The organism is Acinetobacter sp. ANC 4216, assembly GCF_004331195.1.
Classification (GTDB): Bacteria; Pseudomonadota; Gammaproteobacteria; order Pseudomonadales; family Moraxellaceae; genus Acinetobacter; species Acinetobacter kookii.
The window spans coordinates 1-22,942 of the sequence record NZ_SJOC01000001.1 but is presented as its reverse complement, the minus strand read 5'-3'; the positions used below and the strand labels follow the sequence as shown (position 1 = coordinate 22,942).

General features: G+C 44.1%; 25 protein-coding genes. 21 read left to right on the top strand and 4 right to left on the bottom strand.

What is annotated here, in order from left to right; all coding sequences use genetic code 11:
* Positions 1 to 24: 24 nt before the first annotated feature.
* The 11 genes from E0H88_RS00125 to E0H88_RS00075 all read left to right on the top strand — a co-directional run bounded on the left by E0H88_RS00125 (position 25) and on the right by E0H88_RS00075 (position 8,819).
* Entirely contained in the window at positions 25 to 738 is a 714-nt protein-coding gene (locus E0H88_RS00125; RefSeq protein ID WP_131272657.1) for an SIMPL domain-containing protein, read from the top strand.
* A gap of 602 nt (positions 739 to 1,340) precedes the next feature.
* Positions 1,341 to 1,787: a hypothetical protein gene (locus E0H88_RS00120; RefSeq protein ID WP_131272656.1), complete on the top strand. Its 447-nt coding sequence runs from the start codon at positions 1,341 to 1,343 to the stop codon at positions 1,785 to 1,787.
* 79 nt (positions 1,788 to 1,866) lie between these two features.
* The gene (locus tag E0H88_RS00115; RefSeq protein ID WP_131272655.1) at positions 1,867 to 2,532 is read left to right on the top strand and encodes an RluA family pseudouridine synthase; all 666 of its coding nucleotides are present in this window, start codon (positions 1,867 to 1,869) and stop codon (positions 2,530 to 2,532) included.
* Between the two features lie 237 nt (positions 2,533 to 2,769).
* Complete coding sequence (locus tag E0H88_RS00110; RefSeq protein ID WP_092820374.1) at positions 2,770 to 3,723, top strand: SNIPE associated domain-containing protein; 954 nt, start codon at positions 2,770 to 2,772, stop codon at positions 3,721 to 3,723.
* 160 nt (positions 3,724 to 3,883) lie between these two features.
* Positions 3,884 to 4,264 (top strand): ribonuclease E inhibitor RraB, encoded by a 381-nt coding sequence (locus tag E0H88_RS00105; RefSeq protein WP_092820373.1) that lies wholly within the window; start codon positions 3,884 to 3,886, stop codon positions 4,262 to 4,264.
* Between the two features lie 439 nt (positions 4,265 to 4,703).
* Positions 4,704 to 5,804 carry a catalase family protein gene (locus tag E0H88_RS00100; RefSeq protein WP_131272654.1) on the top strand — a complete coding sequence of 367 codons (1,101 nt, stop codon included), beginning with the start codon at positions 4,704 to 4,706 and terminating at the stop codon, positions 5,802 to 5,804.
* A 205-nt stretch (positions 5,805 to 6,009) separates the two neighbouring features.
* Positions 6,010 to 6,462, top strand: a complete 453-nt coding sequence (locus tag E0H88_RS00095; RefSeq protein WP_092820371.1) for an SRPBCC family protein — start codon at positions 6,010 to 6,012, stop codon at positions 6,460 to 6,462.
* Between the two features lie 10 nt (positions 6,463 to 6,472).
* Entirely contained in the window at positions 6,473 to 6,820 is a 348-nt protein-coding gene (locus E0H88_RS00090) for a DUF488 domain-containing protein (RefSeq protein WP_131272653.1), read from the top strand.
* Positions 6,821 to 7,226: 406 nt separating this feature from the next.
* A complete protein-coding gene (locus tag E0H88_RS00085) occupies positions 7,227 to 7,568 on the top strand; it encodes a zinc ribbon domain-containing protein YjdM (RefSeq protein ID WP_131272652.1) in 342 nt (113 codons plus the stop codon).
* Between the two features lie 190 nt (positions 7,569 to 7,758).
* Positions 7,759 to 8,118: a 5-carboxymethyl-2-hydroxymuconate Delta-isomerase gene (locus E0H88_RS00080; protein WP_131272651.1), complete on the top strand. Its 360-nt coding sequence runs from the start codon at positions 7,759 to 7,761 to the stop codon at positions 8,116 to 8,118.
* A 365-nt stretch (positions 8,119 to 8,483) separates the two neighbouring features.
* Positions 8,484 to 8,819 (top strand): YegP family protein, encoded by a 336-nt coding sequence (locus E0H88_RS00075; RefSeq protein ID WP_131272650.1) that lies wholly within the window; start codon positions 8,484 to 8,486, stop codon positions 8,817 to 8,819.
* Between the two features lie 173 nt (positions 8,820 to 8,992).
* Here the strand turns inward: E0H88_RS00075 and E0H88_RS00070 are convergent, their stop codons facing one another.
* Positions 8,993 to 9,760 (bottom strand): hydroxymethylpyrimidine/phosphomethylpyrimidine kinase, encoded by a 768-nt coding sequence (locus E0H88_RS00070; RefSeq protein WP_131272649.1) that lies wholly within the window; start codon positions 9,758 to 9,760, stop codon positions 8,993 to 8,995.
* Between the two features lie 101 nt (positions 9,761 to 9,861).
* On the opposite strand from E0H88_RS00070, the gene E0H88_RS00065 reads away from it, so the two are divergent.
* On the top strand, positions 9,862 to 10,506 hold the full coding sequence (locus tag E0H88_RS00065; protein ID WP_092820365.1) for an HAD-IA family hydrolase: 645 nt from the start codon (positions 9,862 to 9,864) through the stop codon (positions 10,504 to 10,506).
* 57 nt (positions 10,507 to 10,563) lie between these two features.
* Here the strand turns inward: E0H88_RS00065 and E0H88_RS00060 are convergent, their stop codons facing one another.
* Positions 10,564 to 11,028, bottom strand: coding sequence for an Lrp/AsnC ligand binding domain-containing protein (locus tag E0H88_RS00060; protein ID WP_086197651.1), 465 nt, complete (start codon positions 11,026 to 11,028; stop codon positions 10,564 to 10,566).
* 137 nt (positions 11,029 to 11,165) lie between these two features.
* Here E0H88_RS00060 and E0H88_RS00055 point away from each other — a divergent pair, with 137 nt between their 5' ends.
* The 4 genes from E0H88_RS00055 (at position 11,166) to E0H88_RS00040 (ending at position 15,567) form a co-directional block, all read left to right on the top strand.
* Positions 11,166 to 12,425, top strand: a complete 1,260-nt coding sequence (locus tag E0H88_RS00055; protein ID WP_131272648.1) for a D-amino acid dehydrogenase — start codon at positions 11,166 to 11,168, stop codon at positions 12,423 to 12,425.
* A gap of 36 nt (positions 12,426 to 12,461) precedes the next feature.
* Positions 12,462 to 13,559, top strand: coding sequence for an alanine racemase (gene alr, locus E0H88_RS00050; protein ID WP_131272647.1), 1,098 nt, complete (start codon positions 12,462 to 12,464; stop codon positions 13,557 to 13,559).
* Between the two features lie 51 nt (positions 13,560 to 13,610).
* Positions 13,611 to 13,970, top strand: coding sequence for a RidA family protein (locus tag E0H88_RS00045; RefSeq protein WP_165493256.1), 360 nt, complete (start codon positions 13,611 to 13,613; stop codon positions 13,968 to 13,970).
* A gap of 136 nt (positions 13,971 to 14,106) precedes the next feature.
* Complete coding sequence (locus E0H88_RS00040) at positions 14,107 to 15,567, top strand: amino acid permease (protein WP_131272646.1); 1,461 nt, start codon at positions 14,107 to 14,109, stop codon at positions 15,565 to 15,567.
* 46 nt (positions 15,568 to 15,613) lie between these two features.
* Here the strand turns inward: E0H88_RS00040 and hemJ are convergent, their stop codons facing one another.
* Together hemJ and E0H88_RS00030 are read right to left on the bottom strand one after the other, a co-directional pair.
* Positions 15,614 to 16,066, bottom strand: coding sequence for a protoporphyrinogen oxidase HemJ (gene hemJ / locus E0H88_RS00035; RefSeq protein WP_086175357.1), 453 nt, complete (start codon positions 16,064 to 16,066; stop codon positions 15,614 to 15,616).
* A 70-nt stretch (positions 16,067 to 16,136) separates the two neighbouring features.
* Positions 16,137 to 17,366, bottom strand: a complete 1,230-nt coding sequence (locus E0H88_RS00030; protein ID WP_131272645.1) for a beta-ketoacyl-ACP synthase II — start codon at positions 17,364 to 17,366, stop codon at positions 16,137 to 16,139.
* A 281-nt stretch (positions 17,367 to 17,647) separates the two neighbouring features.
* Between E0H88_RS00030 and E0H88_RS00025 the strand changes: the two genes are divergently transcribed.
* From E0H88_RS00025 to E0H88_RS00005, 5 genes are all read left to right on the top strand, one after another.
* Positions 17,648 to 19,075, top strand: coding sequence for an EcsC family protein (locus tag E0H88_RS00025; RefSeq protein WP_131272644.1), 1,428 nt, complete (start codon positions 17,648 to 17,650; stop codon positions 19,073 to 19,075).
* Positions 19,076 to 19,254: 179 nt separating this feature from the next.
* Complete coding sequence (rpsL, locus tag E0H88_RS00020) at positions 19,255 to 19,629, top strand: 30S ribosomal protein S12 (protein WP_004648013.1); 375 nt, start codon at positions 19,255 to 19,257, stop codon at positions 19,627 to 19,629.
* Between the two features lie 178 nt (positions 19,630 to 19,807).
* Positions 19,808 to 20,278: a 30S ribosomal protein S7 gene (rpsG, locus tag E0H88_RS00015; RefSeq protein ID WP_092820358.1), complete on the top strand. Its 471-nt coding sequence runs from the start codon at positions 19,808 to 19,810 to the stop codon at positions 20,276 to 20,278.
* Positions 20,279 to 20,408: 130 nt separating this feature from the next.
* Complete coding sequence (fusA, locus tag E0H88_RS00010) at positions 20,409 to 22,544, top strand: elongation factor G (RefSeq protein WP_092820357.1); 2,136 nt, start codon at positions 20,409 to 20,411, stop codon at positions 22,542 to 22,544.
* Between the two features lie 96 nt (positions 22,545 to 22,640).
* A partial coding sequence (locus tag E0H88_RS00005) for a GTP-binding protein (RefSeq protein ID WP_252151958.1) occupies positions 22,641 to 22,942 on the top strand: 302 nt, incomplete at its 3' end.

The following is a 22,942-nucleotide window of genomic DNA, read 5'->3' as shown; positions in this document are numbered from 1 at the left end:
TAAGCAAAAGAGGAATTCGGCAGTATGAATCAATTCAAGTCCGCACTGGTTTTAGGTGCTTTCATTTGTCTGGGGATGATTCTTGCGGGATGGATTCTGGGCAGTAGTGCAGTCAAAATCAAGCAGTATGAACGTATAGTCTCGGTCAAAGGTTTATCTGAACGAGAGGTAAAAGCCGACGTTGCGGTATGGCCGATCCGTTTTAGCTCGGCCAGTCAGGACCTGACCCAGCTGTATGACACTATGGAAATACAAACCCAGCAAATTCAGGCATTTTTAAAAGCCGAAGGTTTTAGCGCGCAGGAAATTACCACCGCAGCTCCGGTCACGACCGATAAATTTGCCCAGCAATACGGCGGCGATGCCAATGTCGCGCTCCGTTATACCGCGCATCAGACCATTACCGTTTATACCCATAAAATAGATGCAGTGCGGGCGGCACAAAGCCGTCTGGTGGCTTTGGGTAAAAAGGGCATTGCCTTTGGTGGTGATGATTCAGGTCAACGAACCGAATATTTATTTACCAAGTTAAATGACATCAAGCCGGCCATGATTGAGCAGGCGACCCAGAATGCCCGCAGTGTGGCAGAAAAATTTGCCGCCGATTCCAAAAGCCGTCTAGGCAAAATCAAGGCGGCCAATCAGGGATTGTTCAGCATTGAGGATCGCGACAGCAATACCCCGTATTTAAAGAAAGTCCGTGTGGTGTCCACCGTTGATTATTATCTGGCTGATTGAATGGGATAACAGGGCACAAGAAAAATGTGCTTTGATTTATGGATAAATTCCAATAATCCTGCTTTTTCCGTAATAAAAAACCTTTATTTTAATGTGAATGATAAAAAATTCTTTTAAATCTTTATTTAGAGAAAAAAATTACCAAAATTGATGGAAAATTAAAAGTCTTAGGAAATTAATCCCGACTGCCTTTGGCTAATATATGTCTCAAGGGTGTGAAGGGATCGAAAAGAGCAGATTGCTGCCAGTTGCGTACAACGTGAGTGCAGTACTTACCCACAAGGTCTCGATTCGGCTTAGGACGCTATAGATTACCAATTTATAGGCATAGGGTTATAACTTACAAAGTTATAATGGTTGAAGTAAACCACAGATGTTTTCCCTGACACCCTCAAAATTTTTATAAACAATAAAAAATAACAATTCTTTTTCTTTTCATTTATTTAACCTACATCAAATTTTATCCCCCTGAATGTGCATTGCATCATCAAAAATATACTGATCACTTGATATAAAGTAATTTTCCATAAAAAAACAAAATAGTCGGCTGAAAAAACGCTTGCTAGAATGGTATTCGATCATTTCAACATGAGCCAATAACAATGAAAAAATACGAATTGGAAATTCGTCATCCACAGCACTTGAGTGAGCAGGATGCAGAAGCTTTAGGATTATTTGAAAGTACAGAAATATTGAGCCAATTCGATGCAATCAACTGGCGCCGCCAACTGGTTTCACAACTGGAAATGAATGGGGCCATTACCAGTTTTACCGTAACCGATACCGCTACCCAGCAATGCCTGCGCCTCAGTTTAAATGCCTATTCGGCCTCCGATCAGCTGGCATTCAAGCTGGACAGCGATATTGAAATTGTTACTCCACAAAAGAACCTGTTTGGTTTAATCACTTTAAAAAACAAGGATTATGTGGCTTTTAAACAGCTCAGTCTGGGGCAGGCCAGAGCCTACCTCAACCATTTTCTAAATGGTCAGCTCGACACCCTGAAAGACAGCTATAAAACCACGCTGGAAAAACCGAAGCAGACATAATTTTGGCGGGATGGTCCAGCATTGACAGCTCTGGCAGAGATTGTTATTTTGCGCGCATTCTCCCACGTGCCGTAATGCTATGCCCATCAACGATAACTTCGTGTATATGCCGCCTCAGGAACCGCTTGCCATCGTCTATGAAGATGAAGACCTGGTGGTGATTGAAAAACCGGCAGGGCTGTTGTCCGTTCCGGGACGTTTGCCTGAACATCATGACAGTGCTTATTTTCGGGTATTGGAACGCTATCCCAACGCTAAAATTACTCACCGTTTAGATATGGCAACTTCCGGTATTTTGATGTTTGCCAAACACCGTGAAGCAGAAGTGGCGGTCAGTAAAATGTTTCAGGCACGTACGGTCAAAAAAAACTATATTGCGCTGGTTCAAGGCAAGCTCGAAGCCGAGGGGAGTGTCGAGGTGCCATTAATTACCGACTGGGAAAACCGGCCGCGTCAAATCGTGCATTTTGACTTGGGAAAACCCGCCAGAACGCTGTATCAGGCCTTGGAATATTCTGAAGCGGAAGACATTAGCCGGGTACTGCTGACCCCGATTACCGGACGCTCTCATCAGTTGCGGGTGCATATGCAGTATATCGGCCATCCGATTACCGGCGACAAGCTCTATCATCCAGAGCCCTACCAGAGTCCATTAAAACGTATGGCCTTACATGCCAGCTATCTGGCTTTTAAACAGCCTTTAAGCGGAGAAGATGTTGAAATTAAGGTGAAAATTCCTTTTTAATCAATATCTTGTAATTTTACTTATTCAAAGGCCCATAATTTTAATAATAAGTTACATATATGCTATGAGGGTTGACTTCTTCTTGTCGGCCAACTGATTTATGATGATGAAAATCTAAGAATAATAAAAAAATGCGACCAATCGCACACAATATCCCTTTTTCTAATGATTGAAAAACATATTACTAATAAATAATGTGTCACCTTTCTTCGAAATAATAATTTTGAGATAATAATAATGCTTTATCTATATATCCTGACCACCTTCATTTTGGTGGGATTGCTTTATCGGGCAATCATAAAAATAAGAAAAAAACAGCGCACTCTGGAATCTTTGCAGGTAAATCTGGATCGCACGCGAAATAATCTGGCAGAGCATGAACAGCAAAACGATGCGCTGCACCATCAATTAAATACCTGTCGTATCGAGATCGGCAATCTAAAAAACCGGGTTGAAAAGTTGAGTCAGTATCAAGACGTTTTGGATACTGAGCATTACGTTGCAGAGCGAAAAAACCAGGTCGAGAGCTTTGTCGAAGCCACTAAAACTGAAGCAGAGTTTCTGCTGGAAAAAATGAAGGCAGAGATTGAAAACACTCGACATTATCTGGAAAAACTGGAAAAAAATAGCCGGCTTAACCTGGAAGCCCAGGCCAGAGAACGATTAGGGGCTTTTTATCATCAGGCAGTAGAACAAGAAAAATTGGCCACAATTTCAAAAGCACTGGAAAACAAGATTCAGGGTTATGGCCTTCAATATGTGTATCCTGCACAAATCCTTTTGGATCAATTGATTGAAGGCTATGAGGATATTCATGCCGCGCAGCAGTTAACAGAAGTCCGCCGAAAAATAAAAAATGCCATTGCAGCAAACAAGGTGGGTCAATGTGAGTATGTCGAGGAAAATCGCAGACTTTCTGCCATCGCTCTGGTTACGCATGTGTTTAACAGCAAGGCTGACCTGTATTTATCTCAATTAGAGCATGACACGGTGGGGCTGTTTATTCAGGCGTTGCAAGATGATTTTATCCTGATCAATCATTATGGAGCAGCATTCAGCCATGCCCGAATTCATGAATCATTTTTAAAGTTACGTCTGGAAGAGTTTAAGCTTGCAGCCCTGGTTTCAGCCTTCAAGGCACAGCAACCGAATGAGCCAGGTGAATTGCAGCAGCAGATGGTGGAAGGCTAAGACCAGCGATCTGTGGAAAATAAAATGGCAGGACAAAGGGGACTTATCCGCACAAGTGCTGTAGTTAAGCTAAACAGTGAAATGGCTAAACTGAAACAAACTTGAGCTAATCTGTATGGCATGATATAGCTGATATCTAATTACAATAAGGAAACACTCCATGACACGCGATTTTGACCAATTCCCCGATGATGAAAATGGTAATGTACTTTGGCAAATGGCCGAAGATGGCGACGATCTGACTGAAGCGCATGAAATTGAATTTTCCATAGCTTTTCAGACTGAAGAACAGGCACAAAAATGTGCACTTTATCTGCTCAAAGAAGAACAAAAAATTAGCCTGTTTGAAGATGAAGAAGCCGACACGGTCGAGTGGATTATCACCATTTATGTGTATATGGAACCTGAATATTCAGACATCGTCGATCTGGAAGAATGGTTCACTAAAATCGCGACGCAATATGGCGGCGAATATGATGGCTGGGGCTGTATGGCTTATGTCTATGAAGATGAAGACTGGGAAAATGAAGTCAAAAGTTAATCCCTATTCCTAAAAAATTTTAATGGCTGGGGGATGATCCAGGTTTGAGCCAGTACAGTTAATTGGATCGAACCTGTTAAAAAGGCCTTAAACATTTAGATGCTTAGGGCCATTTTCATATCAAGATTTTATAAGAATCATACCCCATCCACTGAAACTCAGAAGAAGCTGTTCAAGCAGCTTTCGCATTCTATTCCTTTCTATTGATTTTAAACCTTCTAAATTTATTTAATTAAATATTTGATTTTAAAATTAAAAAAATTATGTGATGGACTGATGCTTTGCAGCCACGCCAGTTTAGTTTCATCTTTCTGCTTTATTTACCAAATACCTTCAATGTGTATACCAAGCACTTCCTTTGTAAAGCAAACTCCTTGCTAGATTAATACATAAATTTCAAAACAGTTTATTCCTCTTCAAGGCATGAAAGGAGCACGGCATGGCAGTGAATAATTATGTGGCCTATGGTCCAGAAGTCGAACAAAAACAGGAAAATGAAGAAGAAGATATTCAGTATATTGTAGATTATATGACCCAAAGCAATACTGAGGTTTTCGACAAGCATCGTCATGCAGTTCGCGATGCGCATGCTAAATCCCACGGTTTCTTAAAAGGTATTTTAACCATTCCTGAAAATCTGCCCGATCACTTGGCGCAGGGAATTTTTGCCTATCCGGGCTATTATGATGTCATGGTCCGTCTGTCTGCTGCTCCCGGAGATTTGCGTAGCGATAAGACACCGGTGCCGCATGGTTTTGCCCTTAAAATTTTAAATGTGCCGGGCGAGCGCTTATTGCCGGAAGATTCCAGTGAGGGAAAAAATCAGGATTTTCTGATGGTCAATATGCCGGTGCTGGTTTTTGGAACGGTACGCAAATATATGCAAATGCTGCCTTTTATGACTGAAGCGGAAAGGGCACCTGAACTGGTCATGCGGGGTTTACGCGGTGTCATGCGTGGGGTCGATCATCTGGTCAGTCGTGCGGGATTGCCGGCATCTGCGACGATCAAGGGACTGGCACGTAGCCAGCATCATATACTCGGGGAAACCTATCACAGCATGGCAGCATTACGTTATGGCAACTATATTGCCAAAATCAGTGTGGCACCTGAATCTGAGTCGGTAAAACAGCTGACTGGCATACCGATGCAAATTCAGGAAGATTCCGGCATACGTGATCTGGTCCAGGATTTTTTTAAGCGTAATACGGCTGATTATGTCATTCGCGCTCAGCTATGTACCAACCTGGACCGTATGCCTGTTGAAGATGCCGCCGTGTTGTGGGATGAAGATGAATCACCGCATCAGGTCATCGGGACTTTACATTTTCCAAAACAGCAGACCTTTAGTCCGGCACGTCGGGTCTATTCAGATGACGTGCTGTCTTTCAATCCGTGGCATGGGGTAAAAGAACACCAGCCTTTAGGTTCCATCATGCGGGTACGCATGCAGGTGTATGAGCGTTCATGCTGTTTTCGGCACTATATGAATACTCAGCCGCGCACAGAACCTAATCATATTGATGACATGCCAGATTAGATATTCAAAACTGGATTTGATATTTAGATAAAAATATCGGCTTGAATGCTGCTATTCTGGACCTATAATGTTTTGGAACATTGATAAATGTTTTATGAACAAGGAATTGAAAACCCTGTTTCATATCGGACCAAAGCCCTGCAGCATCAGAGAATAACCGCAATCAACTTGCATTTTAAAAATAACAATAAGACGAGGTTCGCAAATGACTGAAAGTAATACAGTGAAACTGCATCGCGTATTTACCGCACCACCTGAACGGGTGTTTAAGGCATTTATTGACCCGGATGCTCTGGTCAAGTGGATGGCACCCCATGGTTTTACCGCTAAGGTTCATCATCTGGATGCCAAAGTCGGTGGGACCTATAAAATGTCGTTTAGCAATTTTTCTACCGGTTCTAGCCATTCCTTTGGTGGCATCTATCATGAAATTATACCCAACCAATTGTTGCGCTATAGCGACCAGTTCGATGATCCCAATTTGCCCGGAAACATTGAAGTGATCATTCAATTCAAAGCAGTGTCCGTGGGAACCGAAGTGCATATTACCCAATCAGGTATTCCTGAAGTTATTCCAGTGGAAGCCTGTTATTTGGGATGGCAGGAGTCATTGCAACTGCTCACTTTACTGGTTACTCCTGAAATTCCAGATCAATAGCTGCTGTGCGATGAACATTCAAATTAAACGTGCTTATGCAGAAGTTCTAGCTTCAGACGGCAAACGGATTCTGGTTGACCGGCTGTGGCCCAGGGGCATTACAAAGGCAGATGCCAAAATTGATTGGTGGGCTAAAGAAATCACGCCGTCAACTGAGCTGCGAAAATGGTATGCGCATGACTCCCAGCATTGGGACGAATTCCAGCAACGTTACAGGGCTGAACTGCGCTCACAAACAGAGGTGTTGAAGCAAATCAGAGAGATGGCCAGACAAGAAAAAGTCAGCCTCATCACTGCGGCTAAAAGTGAAAACCATAATCATGTGATTGTACTTAAACAGGTTTTGGAAGAAAGCTGAAAAGCATCTGATAAGCGATTTTATTCCATAAGATAAGAGGGTCAGTTGACACTTCGTCTATGTTTGTGACTAAGAGTATTGTTTAGAGGATACGAGGCGTGAAATACAAAATTTAGTCCTTCTAAATGCGTAGTTCACAACGACGTAGCATCAAAAAATACTCTAGTCCTTAGCTGCGCCTTGCGCTGCAAACAAAGCAATGCTTTGTTCTTGCTCAGGTTATGGCTAAAATTATCTCAAACTGCGTCATGAAATTTAAAAATGGAACCACCATTCTTTGCATTTCATTCCTTGTTTGCTCAATTTTAGCCTACAACGCAAGCCATTTATGAAATGTCAACAGACCCTAAGGTTTTAGCAAAAGATTGCTTTATAAAATGTTATAATAAGGCTTTTGAGGTTTTTTATGTCTTTGCCAAATTGCCCCAAATGTAACTCAGAATATGCTTATGAAGATGGCGGTTTGCTGATTTGCCCAGAATGCGCTCATGAATGGAAAGAAGGCGAAAGCAGTACTGAGCAGGCTACAATTATTAAAGACGCAAATGGCAGTGTGCTTGCTAATGGCGATACGGTTACCCTGATTAAAGATTTGAAAATCAAAGGTTCTTCATCGGTAATTAAAGTGGGAACCAAGGCGAAGAACATTCGTTTATTACCGGACTCAAGCGATGGTCATGATCTGGACTGTAAAGTGGATGGCTTTGGTGCCATGAAATTAAAATCTGAATTTGTGAAAAAAGCTTAATTCACGACATTAAAACCCAAAAAGCTCTGGCGATATGCCGGAGCTTTTTTTTATGAAGTCGTGACTGCATGAATTATCGTACTATTGGTTTTTATCAGAAGCATTATGGCTTAAACATTGACAGAGCCATTTTAGGATTAAAGCACCAGCATGCTATAACCTTAGTCATTCATGTTAAAGAGTTCTTGTTATGCCGCATATCCATCTTGAATATTCCGACAATGTAGAAAACTTTCAACCCAAACCACTCTTGCTTGCCTTAAACCAGGCCCTGGTTGAGGGCGCTTATGTCGGTGCTGCGAATGATCTCAAAAGCCGTGCCATTTGCCAGCATGATTATGTCATTGGTTTGGGAGATGTTTCACAAGCCTATGTGCATGCCAAAGTTTCTTTATTGACTGGACGTAGTCTGGAGTTACAACAGCAAATTGCTCAAGTGATTCTGCACACACTTGAACAGCATATTCCTGCACAAAGCCAAGTCAGTGTACAGATTTGTGTGGAAATACTGGAAATGCAGAAAGCCACCTACACTAAAAAAATTGTTTAAGGCTGGGCAGGTTGTTGAGTCAACAGCTGGGGAGAGAATAGACCGGCAATTTAGTAGACTTCTTTTATAAATTTCCTTTATTTCTCCCAAGGGGAAAAAAATAAAAAGGGTGTGAATAATTATGAAAGAAGTCTACTCTCTTGCTTGCAGTTCATGGAACGATGGCTATCAACAGTGTCTGGATCAAAATAGCGCAATGTATTCATTTAAGGCGATAAATCATAATAATCTAGATTTAAATTATGATCATAAAATGTGCTTTCTTTGAAATAAAAAGTCATTTATATTTAATACAAATAGCATATTATTTAAACAATATAAATTCTATTCTTTTATAACTCTTACAATAACAAGGGGTATTTTATATGGCAGGATGGTATGAAGTCAGTCAGGCGAGCGATGGGCAATATCGCTTTGTTTTGAAAGCGGGCAATGGGGAAGTGATTCTGACCAGCGAATTGTACAAGACCAAAGCTTCTGCACAAAATGGCATTGAATCAGTGCAGAAAAATAGCCCTGAAGATGGTCGTTATGAGCGTCTGGAAGCAAAAAATGGCAAACCCTATTTCAATTTAAAAGCAGCAAATTATCAAGTTATTGGCACCAGCCAATTTTACTCAAGCGAGCAGTCACGCGAGAAAGGGATTGAGTCGGTGAAAAATAATGGTTCAAGTACCACCATTAAAGACCTGATTGCTTAATTCTGATTGTTTAAATCGGGTCAATGTTCAGTTAAAGCATGTATGTATACATGCTTTTATTTTTGAATATAAAAAGTAAAAGACCAAGATCAAACCCGAATAGCGGGCTGATCATCAGGTTTTTATGCAGGTTCGTATGCAGGTTTTTATGCAGCAGAGCAGCAGATGGATTTTTAAAAACGTTTCGGGATTTTCTGGCCATTAGGCACCGGGGATTCCGCTTTTTTCAGTATGCCAAACAGCCAGGTTTCGGCATGGTTGACCGCCTGTTTTAAGTCATCACCTTGTGCTAAACGGCCGGCAATAAAGCTGGCCAAAGAACAGCCTGAACCGTGATATTGACCTTCAAGGCGGGGACATCGGGTTTCAGATACCAGTTTACCCTCTACGTATAGTGCATTGCGGATATAGTCAGGGGTATCTTCGTGTCCACCTTTCACTAAAACGGCTTTGGCACCCATGGCAAAAAGTTTTGCTACAGCTTGGTCGATATCTTCCACGCCAGTTAAGGCACGAAGTTCGACGGTGTTCGGGGTCAGCACAGTAGCTAGCGGAATCAGCTCCACAAAGGCTTTGACCAGTGTGGCTTGATCGCCCAATGAACCGCCGCTATTGGCCACCAGAACTGGATCAAGCACATACAGATATTCAGGATGTTCACGTAAAAATTCAGCCAAAGCGGCAATATTGTCGGTGGTGCCTAACATACCGGATTTCACACATTTAATCGGTAAATCACCGACTACAGCATGCGCTTGGGCCAGCAATAATTCTTTGGAGGTTGCTTCAAAATCAAACACCTGCTGCGAGTTTTGAATGGTCAGCGCAGTACAGGCAATTGCTGCATGTGCACCACTTTGGCCAATCGCTTCAATATCTGCCTGCAAGCCAGCACCACCCGATGGGTCTAAACCAGAAAAGCAAAGTACAGTAGGGCGCACAATGATGTCCTTAAATCACAAAATTTGCGTTAGTATAGGCAACTTTGAGCCAAGTCTCGATAGTATTTGTGAAGTAAAAATTTAAGTTGAAGGGTCGGTTGGTGATTAAGAATATTTTGATTGATTTAGACGGAACATTAACTGATCCCAAAGTGGGGATTACTACTTCGGCACGCTATGGTCTGGCTAAAGTGGGCCATCCAATTGCCGATGAGGTCAACATCGACTGGATTATTGGTCCACCTTTGCAGGCCTCTTTGGCGAAAATTTTAAATGTGCCGGTGGATGATGTTCTGGCTGAACAGGCCTTGATGGGCTATCGGGAACGCTTTGCTGTGACCGGCTTATATGAAAATCATGTTTTTGAAGATGTGGCTGCAACTTTGCAAACCTTGCAGCAAAAGGGCTTCCGTTTGTATTTGGCTACGGCAAAACCTCAAATCTATGCCAAGCAGATTTTAGAACATTTTGATCTGCTGCAATATTTTAATTATGCCTATGGCAGTGAGCTGAATGGTGAGCGTACCAACAAGGGCGAGTTGATTGCCTATATCCTTGAAAAGGAAAATTTAAACCCAGCTGAATGTGTGATGGTGGGTGACCGTGAGCACGATATTTTTGGTGCCCGCAGCAATGGGATAGACACCATCGCAGTCGAGTATGGTTATGGCTCTGATCAAGAGTTGACAGCAGCTGCACCTAAAGCGCGGATTAAAACCTTTGCTGAATTACTTCAATTTGTTTAACTCAACATGAGTACGCAACTTCCTCGGTATTTACCCTGAATCAAGCTTTGGGGACTATTAACGCAGATCCAGATAAAAACTTTCCTTCACTTCTTCCATTACAATGTAACTGTGTGAGGAAGCGGAGGAGGGAAGTTTTTTAAGTAAGTCGCCGAGCAGACGTCGATAGGCACTCATTTCCTTTAAGCGCGCTTTCACCAGATAATCAAATTCGCCTGAAATCAGGTGACATTCCAGAACCTCAGGAATTTCCACCAAATCACGTGCCACCTGATCAAACACATCGCCCGATTTTGCAGATAGTTTAATTTCTAAAAATACTAACAGGTTGCGATCGACCAGTTGCGGATTCAGCCGCGCATAATAGCCCATGATGATGCCATCGCGTTCCAGACGTTTGACCCGCTCCGAACAGGGGGTGGTAGACAGGTTGACCCGAGATGCCAATTCACTAATCGCAATCCGTCCATCGCGCTGCAAAATATCCAGAATCTGCTGATCTATACGGTCTAATTTGCGCATTATGATTTTCCTTTTTTTAGAATTTTTTCGCGACAAAACTATCAAATTACCTAGATTATAGTGCTTAAAACAGTGAAAAAAACTATCAATCAAAAAATATACTAGTGAAATAAACTAGTATGCGTTAGGGATAAGCAATGCGTGTAATTGTCTTGGGTAGTGGTGTCATCGGGGTTGCCAGTGCGTATTACCTCGCACAACAGGGAGCAACCGTTACTGTCTTGGACCGTCAGTCTGGTCCTGCTGAAGAAACCAGTTTTGCCAATGCAGGTCAGGTTTCGCCAGGTTATTCAACGCCGTGGGCAGCTCCAGGTATTCCATTTAAAGCAGTCAAGTGGATGTTTCAGCATCATGCACCGCTTGCCATCAATATGGATGGCAGCATGTGGCAATTACAGTGGATGGCGCAGATGCTCAAGAACTGCAATCCGCACAGCTATGCCATTAATAAAGAGCGCATGACCCGGGTGGCAGAGTATAGCCGTGACTGTCTCAGAGAGCTGCGTAAAGAAACCGGCATTCACTATGAAAACCGTTCTAAAGGCACCTTACAAGTTTTTCGTAATGAAGCGCAACTGGACATGGTGCAACGTGACATTCAGGTGCTAAAAGAATGTGGCGTGGAGCATGAACTTTTGCTCAAAGATGATCTGGCCAAAGTGGAACCTGCTTTGGAATTTGCCAAAGATAAACTGGTCGGTGGTCTGCATTTACCGAATGATGAAACTGGCGACTGCTACCTGTTTACCAATGCGCTTGCAAGCTTGGCCAAAGAGCTGGGCGTAGAATTTAAATTTAACCAAAACGTTGAAAAACTGGTGCTTGAAGGAGATGACATCAAGGGCGTGCTGGTGAATGGCCAAGTTCTCACAGCAGACCGTTATGTCTTGGCATTTGGCAGTTATTCACGTGACTTCTTAAAACCACTGCACCTGAATTTGCCTGTTTATCCGGTGAAAGGCTATTCACTCACCATTCCAATTGTTGATCCTGCATTTGCACCGCAGTCTACGGTGCTGGATGAGACTTACAAGATTGCGATTACCCGTTTTGATAAGCGTATCCGGGTGGGTGGCATGGCTGAACTGAGTGGATTTAACCATGGCCTGAACCAGGACCGCCGTGCCACGCTGGAAATGGTCACCAAGGATTTGTTCCCGGGTGGAAACCTGGCAGAAGCGACCTTCTGGACCGGCTTGCGTCCAATGACACCGGACTCCACTCCGATTATTGGTGCAACCCGTTTTAAAAACCTGTTCCTCAACACCGGTCACGGCACGCTGGGATGGACCATGGCCTGCGGCTCAGGCAAGCTCATCAGTGACCTGGTCATGAACCATCAACCGGACATCAGTACCGAAGGTTTATCGATCCAACGTTACCCTTCAGCAGCCTAATCTGTTTTAGGTCAGATTGATTCAAGGAAGAACAACATGCCACGTCCGATTACTGCAGTGATTCATCATCAGTCACTGCAGCACAATCTCTCTATTGCACGTCAAAAAATGCCGAATAGCCAGGTCTTTGCGGTGGTCAAAGCCAATGCCTATGGTCATGGCATTGAGCGCGTCTATCAAGCTTTCAAATCTGCCGATGGTTTTGCACTGCTTGATTTGGCAGAGGCGAAACGCATTCGTGCCCTGGGCTGGAAAGGCCCCGTCTTGTTGCTTGAGGGCATCTTTTCCGAGCAAGACCTGTTTGAGTGTGATGAGCTGAATTTAAGTTTCACCATTCATAGCCAATATCAGATTGAATGGTTGGCCCGATTTCCCAGACCCGCCCGGTTTGATGTTTACCTGAAAATGAACAGTGGCATGAACCGTTTGGGTTTCCGCCCTGAACAGTATCGTCAAGTGTGGCAGCAGCTTTCAAACTTGCCTCAAGTTCAATGTTTGACCCATATGATGCATTTCTCGGATGCTGATGGTGAGCGTTTAGGACGTGACGGCATTGAGCATCAATGCCAGTTGTTTGATTCAATCACCCATGATTTACCGGGTGCGCGTTCAGTCAGCAACAGCGCCACCATCTTACGCCATCCACGGTTGCAGTCGGATGTGATCCGTAGCGGCATCATGCTGTACGGCAGTTCTCCGGATTATCCAAGCCATTCTATTCAAGACTGGAACCTGCAACCTGCGATGAGCCTGCGTAGTGAAATTATTGCGATTCAACGGCTCAAAGCGGGGGATAGTGTCGGTTATGGCTCCAGATTTGTTGCTGAACGCGAGATGCGTATTGGTATTGTGGCTTGCGGTTATGCCGATGGTTATCAGCGTATTACCGCAACAGGTACGCCTATTTTAGTCGATGGACAACGCAGCAGTTTGGTCGGTCGTGTCAGCATGGACATGCTGGCGGTCGATTTATCTCATCTCCCCAGTGCCCAAGTCGGCAGTGAAGTGATGCTGTGGGGTACATCGAAACACGGCACTGTACTCAGTATTGATGAAGTGGCGGCAGGTTCAGGCACCATTGGCTATGAGCTGATGTGTGCTGTTACTGCACGCGTCAATTTTATTCAAGATTAAATTTTAAAAAATCAGATTATTCATTCAAGTCATTGATACAAGGAAATGTAGATGTCCCATAGCGATATTGAAAAGTTGAATAGCAACGCCGTCATGAGCGCCGTGACGGTGTTTAATCAGGTAGTTTATCTTTCTGGACAGGTACCGAAAAACACCGGGAATGATGTCGCAGGTCAGACCCGTGAAATTTTGGCCAGCATTGATGAACTGCTGGCTTTGGCCGGAACCGATAAATCCCGACTGCTGTCTGCACAGCTTTATATAAAAAATCTCGCTGACTTTTCAACCGTCAATGCCATTTGGATTGACTGGATGAAAGGTTGTACTCCACCTTCGCGTGCCACCATTCAGGCAGATCTGGTCAATCCGGACTGGCTGATTGAAATTGCTGTAACGGCGGCACAGCCTTGACCTAAAAATCTCCCGCAGGGCAGCAAAGCGGTTGCGACCGATGTGCTGCCTGGCGTGTAAATGTCGCTGGTTGGGATGACTGGCAATGTAAAGCACATGGTTTACACGCAATCGTATGTTAAAAGGATGTTCAGTTATGACCACTACACCACGAGCAGACGATGCCCAGGCATCATCGCATGAACTACAACGAAAACTGTCCAACCGTCACCTGCAACTGATTGCCATTGGTGGCGCGATTGGGACAGGCCTTTTTATGGGCTCAGGCAAAACCATCTCCCTGGCTGGCCCTTCAATTTTATTGATCTATATGATCATTGGTACCATGTTCTTTTTCCTGATGCGCGCATTGGGTGAAATTTTACTCTCCAACCTGCACTACAAATCCTTTATCGACATGGCGCATGACCTGATTGGTCCGGGTGCAGGCTACTATATTGGCTGGTCATACTGGCTGGGTTGGGTGTTGGTCGGCATTGCAGACCTGGCTGCCATCATCAACTATCTTGGCTTTTGGCTGCCTGAAGGGATGGCCTTTACGCCATCCGGACAGGCCATGATCAGCGTGGCCTGCGTGTTGCTGGTGCTCGGCATTAATATGCTCGCCGTACGTCTGTTTGGCGAGATCGAATTCTGGTTTGCGCTTATCAAGATTTTGGCCATTTTAGGGCTGATTGGTATTGGCGGATTTATGGTGTTTAACCATTTTCATGCACCGGGTGGCTCGCTGGCCAGCTTTAGTAATGTCTGGTCGCATGGCGGCATGTTCCCGCAAGGTGGCAGTGGTTTCCTGGCCGGGTTCCAAATTGCCTTGTTTGCTTTTGTGGGTGTGGAACTGATCGGAACCATGGCGGCAGAAACCCAAGACCCTGAAAAGAACTTGCCAAAGGCAGTGAATGCCATTCCGACCCGGATTATTCTGTTTTATGTATTGTCGCTGTTCATTGTGATGTCGGTGACTCCGTGGAACCAGATTCCTGCGGATCAAAGTCCCTTTGTGTCGCTGTTCATGCATGCAGGCATTGGTGCAGCAGCGATTATCATGAACCTGGTGGTGCTGTCATCGGTCATGTCCTCCATGAACAGCGGTGTGTTTTCAACGTCGCGCATGCTGTTTGGCTTGGCGCGGGAAGGGCAGGCTCCGCAAAACCTGGCGCAATTGTCCAAGCGTGCCGTGCCTGACAAAGGTTTATTGTTCTCTTGTGCCTTTATTATGGCGGGTGCAGCATTACAATACTTTGTACCGAATACGGTTGAAGCCTTTACCTTAGCAAGCTCGCTGTGCGTGATTTTGTTTATCAGTATCTGGAGCATCATCATGGTGTGCTATATCCGTTACCGTAAACTGCGTCCAGAACTGCATGCCAAGTCCACTTTTAAAATGCCGGGCGGAATATGGATGTCGTATGTGGTACTGGTGTTTTTATTCTTTACTTTGATTATTTTAAGTCTGGAAGCCGATACCTTGCGTGCCCTGATGATCAGTCCGCTTTGGTTGATTATTTTGGCCGTGACCTATCAGCTCCTGTATAAACCGCGGATGCGTAAACGTCATCAGGAGATGCTGATGAAACGCAATCAGGAAATGTTGAACTAAGTTTTGTCAGATGTAAAAAGCCCTCGATTGAGGGCTTTTTTGATGCTTAGAAGATGGGTTTCACCACCACTAGAATGACTACGGCAAATAAAATCAGCGTTGGCATTTCATTAAAGAAGCGCCAGAACTTGTGTGATTTGTAATGCGCATTGCCGATCAGTTTTTTACGGTAATACCCACACACAAAGTGGTAAATCACCAATAATCCGACCAGTCCGACTTTCAGGTAAAACCACAGTGCATCATGGTAATGACGCGTTGCATCACCCCAATCGACCAGAAAGTGCGCGGTGATGAGTGTTGCAACCATTGAGGGCCACATGATGCCGCGGTATAGCTTACGTTCCATGACTTCAAAACGCTGATGACTCACCGCATCTTCACTCATGGCGTGGTAAACGTACAAACGAGGCAGGTAGAACAATGCCGCAAACCAGCAAACAACTGCAATAATATGTAATGCTTTTACCCACAAGAAAGCATCAGAAGGAGCATCCATCCATTCACCCTTTTAAGGGCAGTGTGGCAGAAGTTGATCATCCATGGCTGAATGATCAACACTTCTTAGCTTAGCCTTCCCATTTTTTGAAAACAAGACAGGCATTTACACCGCCAAAACCAAAACTGTTACTCATCACAGTATTCAATTTTGCGTCACGTTTTTCAAGTACGATATCAAACGGTTTTGCACCTTCATCCAGTTCAGTCACGTTGATGTTTGGCGCAATAAAGTCGTTTTGCATCATCAAGACAGAGTAAATGGCTTCATGTACACCCGCAGCACCCAGGCTGTGACCGGTCATAGACTTGGTTGAGCTGATAGGCGGAACCTGACCTTCACCGAATGCACGTTCCATCGCTTTCAGTTCAGTCACGTCGCCTGCAGGCGTTGACGTACCATGCGTGTTCACATAGTCAATCTTGTCCACGCCATGCTGTTTCGCTTCTTCAAGGGCCATCAGGATACAGCGTGTTGCGCCTTCACCGCTTGGAGCGACCATGTCTGCACCATCAGAGTTGGCAGCATAACCCACCACTTCAGCTAAAATTTTTGCACCGCGTGCTTGCGCATGTTCCAGTGACTCAAGTACCACAAAACCGCCACCACCGGCAATCACGAAACCGTCACGGTCAGCTGAATATGGGCGAGACGCTGTTTCTGGTGTGTCATTGTATTTAGAGCAAAGTGCACCCATGGCATCAAACAACAAGCTTTGAGACCAGTGATCTTCTTCACCACCACCGGCAAGCATTAAATCCTGTTTGCCCAACTGAATCAGGTTATAAGCATAACCAATGGCATCGGCAGAAGTTGCACATGCGCTGGTAATGGTATGCGCCACACCCTGTAATTTGAATGCCACACCTACGTTTGCGGTAATGGTGTTGGTCATGTTACGTGGAACAAAGAAAGGACCGACTTTACGCGCACCTTTAGTGTGCAATAATTCGTTCATTTCAATCACGGAAGCAGTTGAACCGCCACCTGAACCGCCTGAAATCCCGTAACGCGGGTTGCCGGCCAATTCTTCAACGCTTAAACCTGCATGTTCTACTGCAGCAAGCGCCGAGTTGTAGGCATACATGGCACATACGCCCATGAAGCGTTTCAATTTGCGGTCAATATGGTCAAAATCTTGATCAGCAGCTGCACTGACATGGCTCTTAAAGTTTAATTCTGCATAAGTCGGGTTAAAACGTGTTCCAGAAATCCCGTTTTGTAAAGAATGAGTGACATCTTCTAAAGAATTACCAATGCATGAGTTGATACCCATACCAGTGATTACAACACGCTTCATCTACAGATCCCTTATATGGTGATATTTTGAGTAAAGGCAGCTGATTCAGGAAGAAAAGTAAAAACCTCAATCCAGCGCATTACTCATGTCTTTCGGTTGCATTCATGATAGCAGAAAGGTTTTTGAATTCTTATGGCAAATATTATGCCTATTTCGGCAGTATGTATCTGTAATGTTTACGCGGAATAATTAACTAAAAGATACACATTCGTATTGAGATAAACTTAGACTACACCTAGTATTTATCAATAATTGTAAGAATAGAAGATGAGGGTAAAAGAATGGCAAATACCAATAATAAACATTCAGGTGGATTCTTCTCGAATGCTTTGGGAGTGGCTAAAAAGATCAGTGCAACAGGAATGAATGCACTGAGTCATGCGGCTGCCGAGCATGCAGGCAAGGCCTCAGGAGGCTTGAGCAATGGCCATGTCATTGAGGGAAGTGCCCGTTCTCAAAGCGTATTTGAATCCAGAAAATATGATAATCCTCAACAAGTGATACGTGAGTATTTACCCAATGTCTCAAGGCAATTGCTGGGTCGTCAGTACAGCAAGGTCAATCGTGTGGCGAATTTTGTTTCGCCAGATTTTTCAGACAAGGTTTCAGACTATTTTTTTGACCATTTAAATCAGTTCACTTCAAATCTGAGTTCTGTAGATACTGTATTGGATCAGGCCGGAGCAAAAGATTTACAGGAACTGACTCAAGATGTCGACCGTTCCAAACGGCTGAGTCAGGCATTGGCAGAACAAAACAAATGGCTTGCTTCTATACAGGGTGCAGTTACGGGTGCCACAGGCGTAGTCGGTTCAGCGATTGACGTGCCTTTGTCGCTGCTGATGTCCTTGCGCATGATTTATCAGGTCGGGCGTGCTTATGGCTTTGAACTGAATAAAGACACCGAACAGGATATTGTCCAGTTTGTGTTTAAACAAATCGACTTGGGTCAGATTGCTGAAAAACAAAGTGTATTGATGGCACTCAAAATCGTGTCCAATATGCTGCAAACCAATGATACCGCCCAATTGCAAAACATGCTGGGTTCCAGCAATGACAGTGAGCCACTAAAAAAATGGCTGGTCAATGAAAATGGCGAAATGAAATGGAACTGGTTGAATCATCTTCCAAAAGTTTCTTTGATCAGTAAATTGACGCCGGTTGCCGGAGCAGGTATAGGTGCAGCCTATAGCTGGAAACTGGTGGAAGATGTCAACCAGAAAGCCCAGCAAATCTTTTCCCATGCCAGAAGCTATTTGCAGCAGCATCAAGGAGCGGAATTGTCTCCTATTGCGGCTTATGAAAAATCCCTGGAGCTGTTGGCACAGGCAGCGCCAAGGTTACTAAACCCCTTTACTAAAGACGAGCTGAATTCCGGCGAGCTTAAACTGGATCAGGATATTGCAGTGGAAGGGCATGGTCCTATTGCCAAAGTGACCATTAAAAAGAAAGCCGAGGATGCCATCGCGGATGACGAGCGTAAAAGTGAGCGGGTAGAACAGGGATTAGAATATTTGGCTGAACACATGGTCGAACCGCATGCCCAGGTTGAGCCGCAAAAACCGGCCATCACGCTAGATGAACCGGAAATAGGTGACTATGCTCAGGCAGATGTTCAAGAAATTGACGCGGGCAGTGAACAGCTTGCCGCTTCCCAACCTGAACAAAATGAAGCACCTAAACCAACCAAGAAAAAAGTTACAAAATAGAAGGTGTAAAAGCCTGGGCTAGAGTCTTTAAAAAACGCATCTACTGACCTATATATAAGAAAGTGGTCAATATTTGACATGGCCTCGAATATTGACCATTTTTCTATCTTCGCTTACAATTGTGTGCCCTCAAAAAGTGGTATTTTTTTGAGGCTTTTTATTAACGGGAGAATTGCCAAATGGCAACAACAAATCAGTTGATCCGTAAGGGTCGTACGACTTTGATTGAAAAATCAAAAGTTCCTGCGTTGAAGGCTTGTCCACAACGTCGTGGTGTTTGTACACGTGTTTACACAACTACACCTAAAAAACCTAACTCAGCAATGCGTAAAGTTTGCCGTGTTCGCTTAACTTCTGGTTTTGAAGTATCAAGCTACATCGGTGGTGAAGGCCATAACCTGCAAGAGCACAGCGTTGTGCTTATCCGTGGTGGTCGTGTTAAAGACTTACCAGGTGTACGTTACCATACCGTTCGTGGTTCTTTAGACTGCGCTGGTGTTAAAGATCGTAACCAGTCTCGTTCTAAATACGGTACTAAACGTCCTAAGAAATAATCTTTTTAGATTAGCTTTTTAAGAACGTAGAACCGCAATCCTTTATCGTCTCGCTTGTCTGATTTCTGCATTTAAATTTGTGAAATTCAAGCGACGTGTAGTAAGGCCAGCGAATGTACATGACACTTTGTACTCATGCTGGATAAACCTGAAGTGTCATATTTATAGGTGTATTAAAATGCCAAGACGTCGCGTAGTCGCTGCCCGTGAAATCCTTCCGGATCCTAAGTTCGGCAGCCAAACAATCGCTAAATTCATGAACCACGTAATGCAAGATGGTAAAAAATCTATTGCTGAAAGTATCGTTTACGGTGCTTTAGACCGCGTTCAAGAAAAATCTAAAGTAGACCCAGTAGAATTTTTCGAGACTACTCTTGAAAAAGTTCGCCCTATGGTCGAAGTAAAAGCACGCCGTGTTGGTGGTGCTACTTATCAAGTGCCTATGGAAGTACGCCCATCCCGTCGTACTGCCCTAGCTATGCGTTGGTTGGTAGATGCTGCTGCTAAGCGTTCTGAAAAAACTATGGCTTTACGTCTTGCTGGCGAGTTGCTTGATGCATCTGAAGGTAAAGGCGCTGCAGTCAAAAAACGTGAAGATGTGCACCGTATGGCTGAAGCCAACAAAGCCTTCTCTCACTATCGCTTCTAAGCGGTTAAAACAGCCCCTATTCAGGAGGGTGATGAGCCAGTTTTCACTGCTTTGTCATCGAATCGCTTTAAGCTGCCAAGCGGCTTAAAGCGTCCTGTTTTAAACAACAAATTTAGGAATGCAAGAAATCATGGCTCGTCAAACCCCAATTTCTCGTTATCGTAATATTGGTATTTCTGCGCACATCGATGCGGGTAAAACCACAACTACAGAACGTATCTTGTTCTACACAGGTGTATCTCACAAAATTGGTGAAGTACATGATGGTGCAGCAACAATGGACTGGATGGAACAAGAGCAGGAACGTGGTATTACCATCACTTCAGCTGCGACTACTACATTCTGGTCAGGTATGTCTAAGCAGTTCCCTGAACACCGTATCAACGTAATTGATACCCCGGGACACGTTGACTTCACAATCGAAGTTGAACGTTCTATGCGTGTTCTTGATGGTGCATGTATGGTTTACTGTGCTGTAGGTGGTGTACAACCTCAGTCTGAAACTGTATGGCGTCAAGCGAACAAATATCAAGTTCCTCGTTTAGCATTCGTGAACAAGATGGACCGTACCGGTGCCAACTTCTTCCGTGTTGTTGAACAAATGAAAACTCGTCTGGGTGCACACCCTGTACCAGTTGTAATCCCTGTTGGCGCTGAAGAAAACTTCCAAGGCGTAATTGACTTGATCGAAATGAAAGCGATCATCTGGGATGAAGCTTCTCAAGGTATGAAGTTCGAGTACGGCGAAATCCCTGCTGACCTTCTTGATACTGCCGAAGAATGGCGTACCAACATGGTTGAAGCTGCGGCTGAAGCATCTGAAGAGTTGATGGACAAATACCTGGAGAACGGTGATCTTTCTAAAGAAGATATCGTTGCTGGTTTACGTACTCAAACTTTGGCTTGTGAAATTCAACCAATGCTTTGCGGTACAGCGTTCAAAAACAAAGGTGTTCAACGTATGTTGGACGCAGTAATTGAATTCTTGCCATCTCCGACTGAAGTTAAAGCGATCGAAGGTATCCTTGACGACAAAGACGAGACTAAAGCAACTCGTGAAGCGTCTGACGATGCTCCGTTCTCTGCGCTTGCGTTCAAAATCATGAACGACAAATTCGTAGGTAACTTGACATTCGTACGTGTGTATTCTGGTGTGCTTAAACAAGGCGACCCGGTATATAACCCAGTGAAATCTAAACGTGAACGTATCGGCCGTATCGTGCAAATGCACGCTAACGAACGTCAAGACGTTGATGAAATCCGCGCGGGTGATATCGCTGCATGTGTAGGTCTTAAAGACGTTACTACTGGTGATACACTATGTGATGAAAAAGCAATCATCACTCTTGAGCGTATGGAATTCCCTGAGCCAGTAATTTCTTTAGCTGTAGAGCCTAAGACTAAAGCTGACCAAGAGAAAATGTCTATCGCTCTTGGCCGTTTGGCAAAAGAAGACCCATCGTTCCGTGTACGCACAGATGAAGAATCTGGTCAAACCATTATTGCTGGTATGGGTGAGCTTCACCTTGACATCATCGTTGACCGTATGAAACGTGAATTCAACGTTGAAGCAAACATTGGTAAACCAATGGTAGCTTACCGCGAAACAATCAAGAAGACTGTTGAGCAAGAAGGTAAGTTCGTACGTCAAACAGGTGGTAAAGGTAAATTCGGTCACGTATATGTACGTTTAGAGCCGATGGATACAGACGCTGGTAAAGAATACGAATTCGCTGAAGAAGTTGTAGGTGGTGTAGTACCTAAAGAATTCTTTGGTGCGGTTGATAAAGGTATTCAAGAACGTATGAAGAATGGTGTCTTGGCTGGTTACCCAGTTGTGGGCATTAAAGCTACATTGTTCGACGGTTCTTACCACGATGTCGACTCTGACGAATTATCGTTCAAAATGGCAGGTTCTTATGCCTTCCGTGATGGTTTCATGAAAGCAGATCCTGTTCTTCTTGAACCAATCATGAAAGTAGAAGTAGAAACTCCAGAAGACTACATGGGCGATATCATGGGTGACTTAAACCGTCGTCGTGGTATGGTTCAGGGTATGGACGATTTACCTGGTGGTACTAAAGCAATCCGTGCTGAAGTTCCATTGGCTGAGATGTTTGGTTACGCGACTCAAATGCGTTCTATGTCTCAAGGTCGTGCGACTTACTCTATGGAATTCTCTAAATATGCTGAGACTCCACGTAACGTGGCTGAAGGCATCATTTCTAAATTCCAAACTGGTGGTAAAAAAGGTGACGACGAGTAATCTTTCGATTACTATAAGCCCAAACTAATTCATAGTTAAAAACCAAAATCACTTATGGAGCTAACCCTCCATAAGTATTTTAATAAGGAAGATCTCATGGCTAAGGCTAAGTTCGAACGTAACAAACCACACGTAAACGTGGGCACAATTGGTCACGTCGACCATGGTAAAACTACTTTAACTGCTGCAATTGCAACTATCTGTGCAAAAACTTACGGCGGTGAAGCGAAAGATTACGCAGCAATTGACTCTGCACCAGAAGAAAAAGCACGTGGTATTACAATTAATACTTCACACGTAGAATACGATTCTCCAACTCGTCACTACGCTCACGTAGACTGCCCAGGACACGCCGATTATGTTAAAAACATGATCACTGGTGCTGCTCAGATGGACGG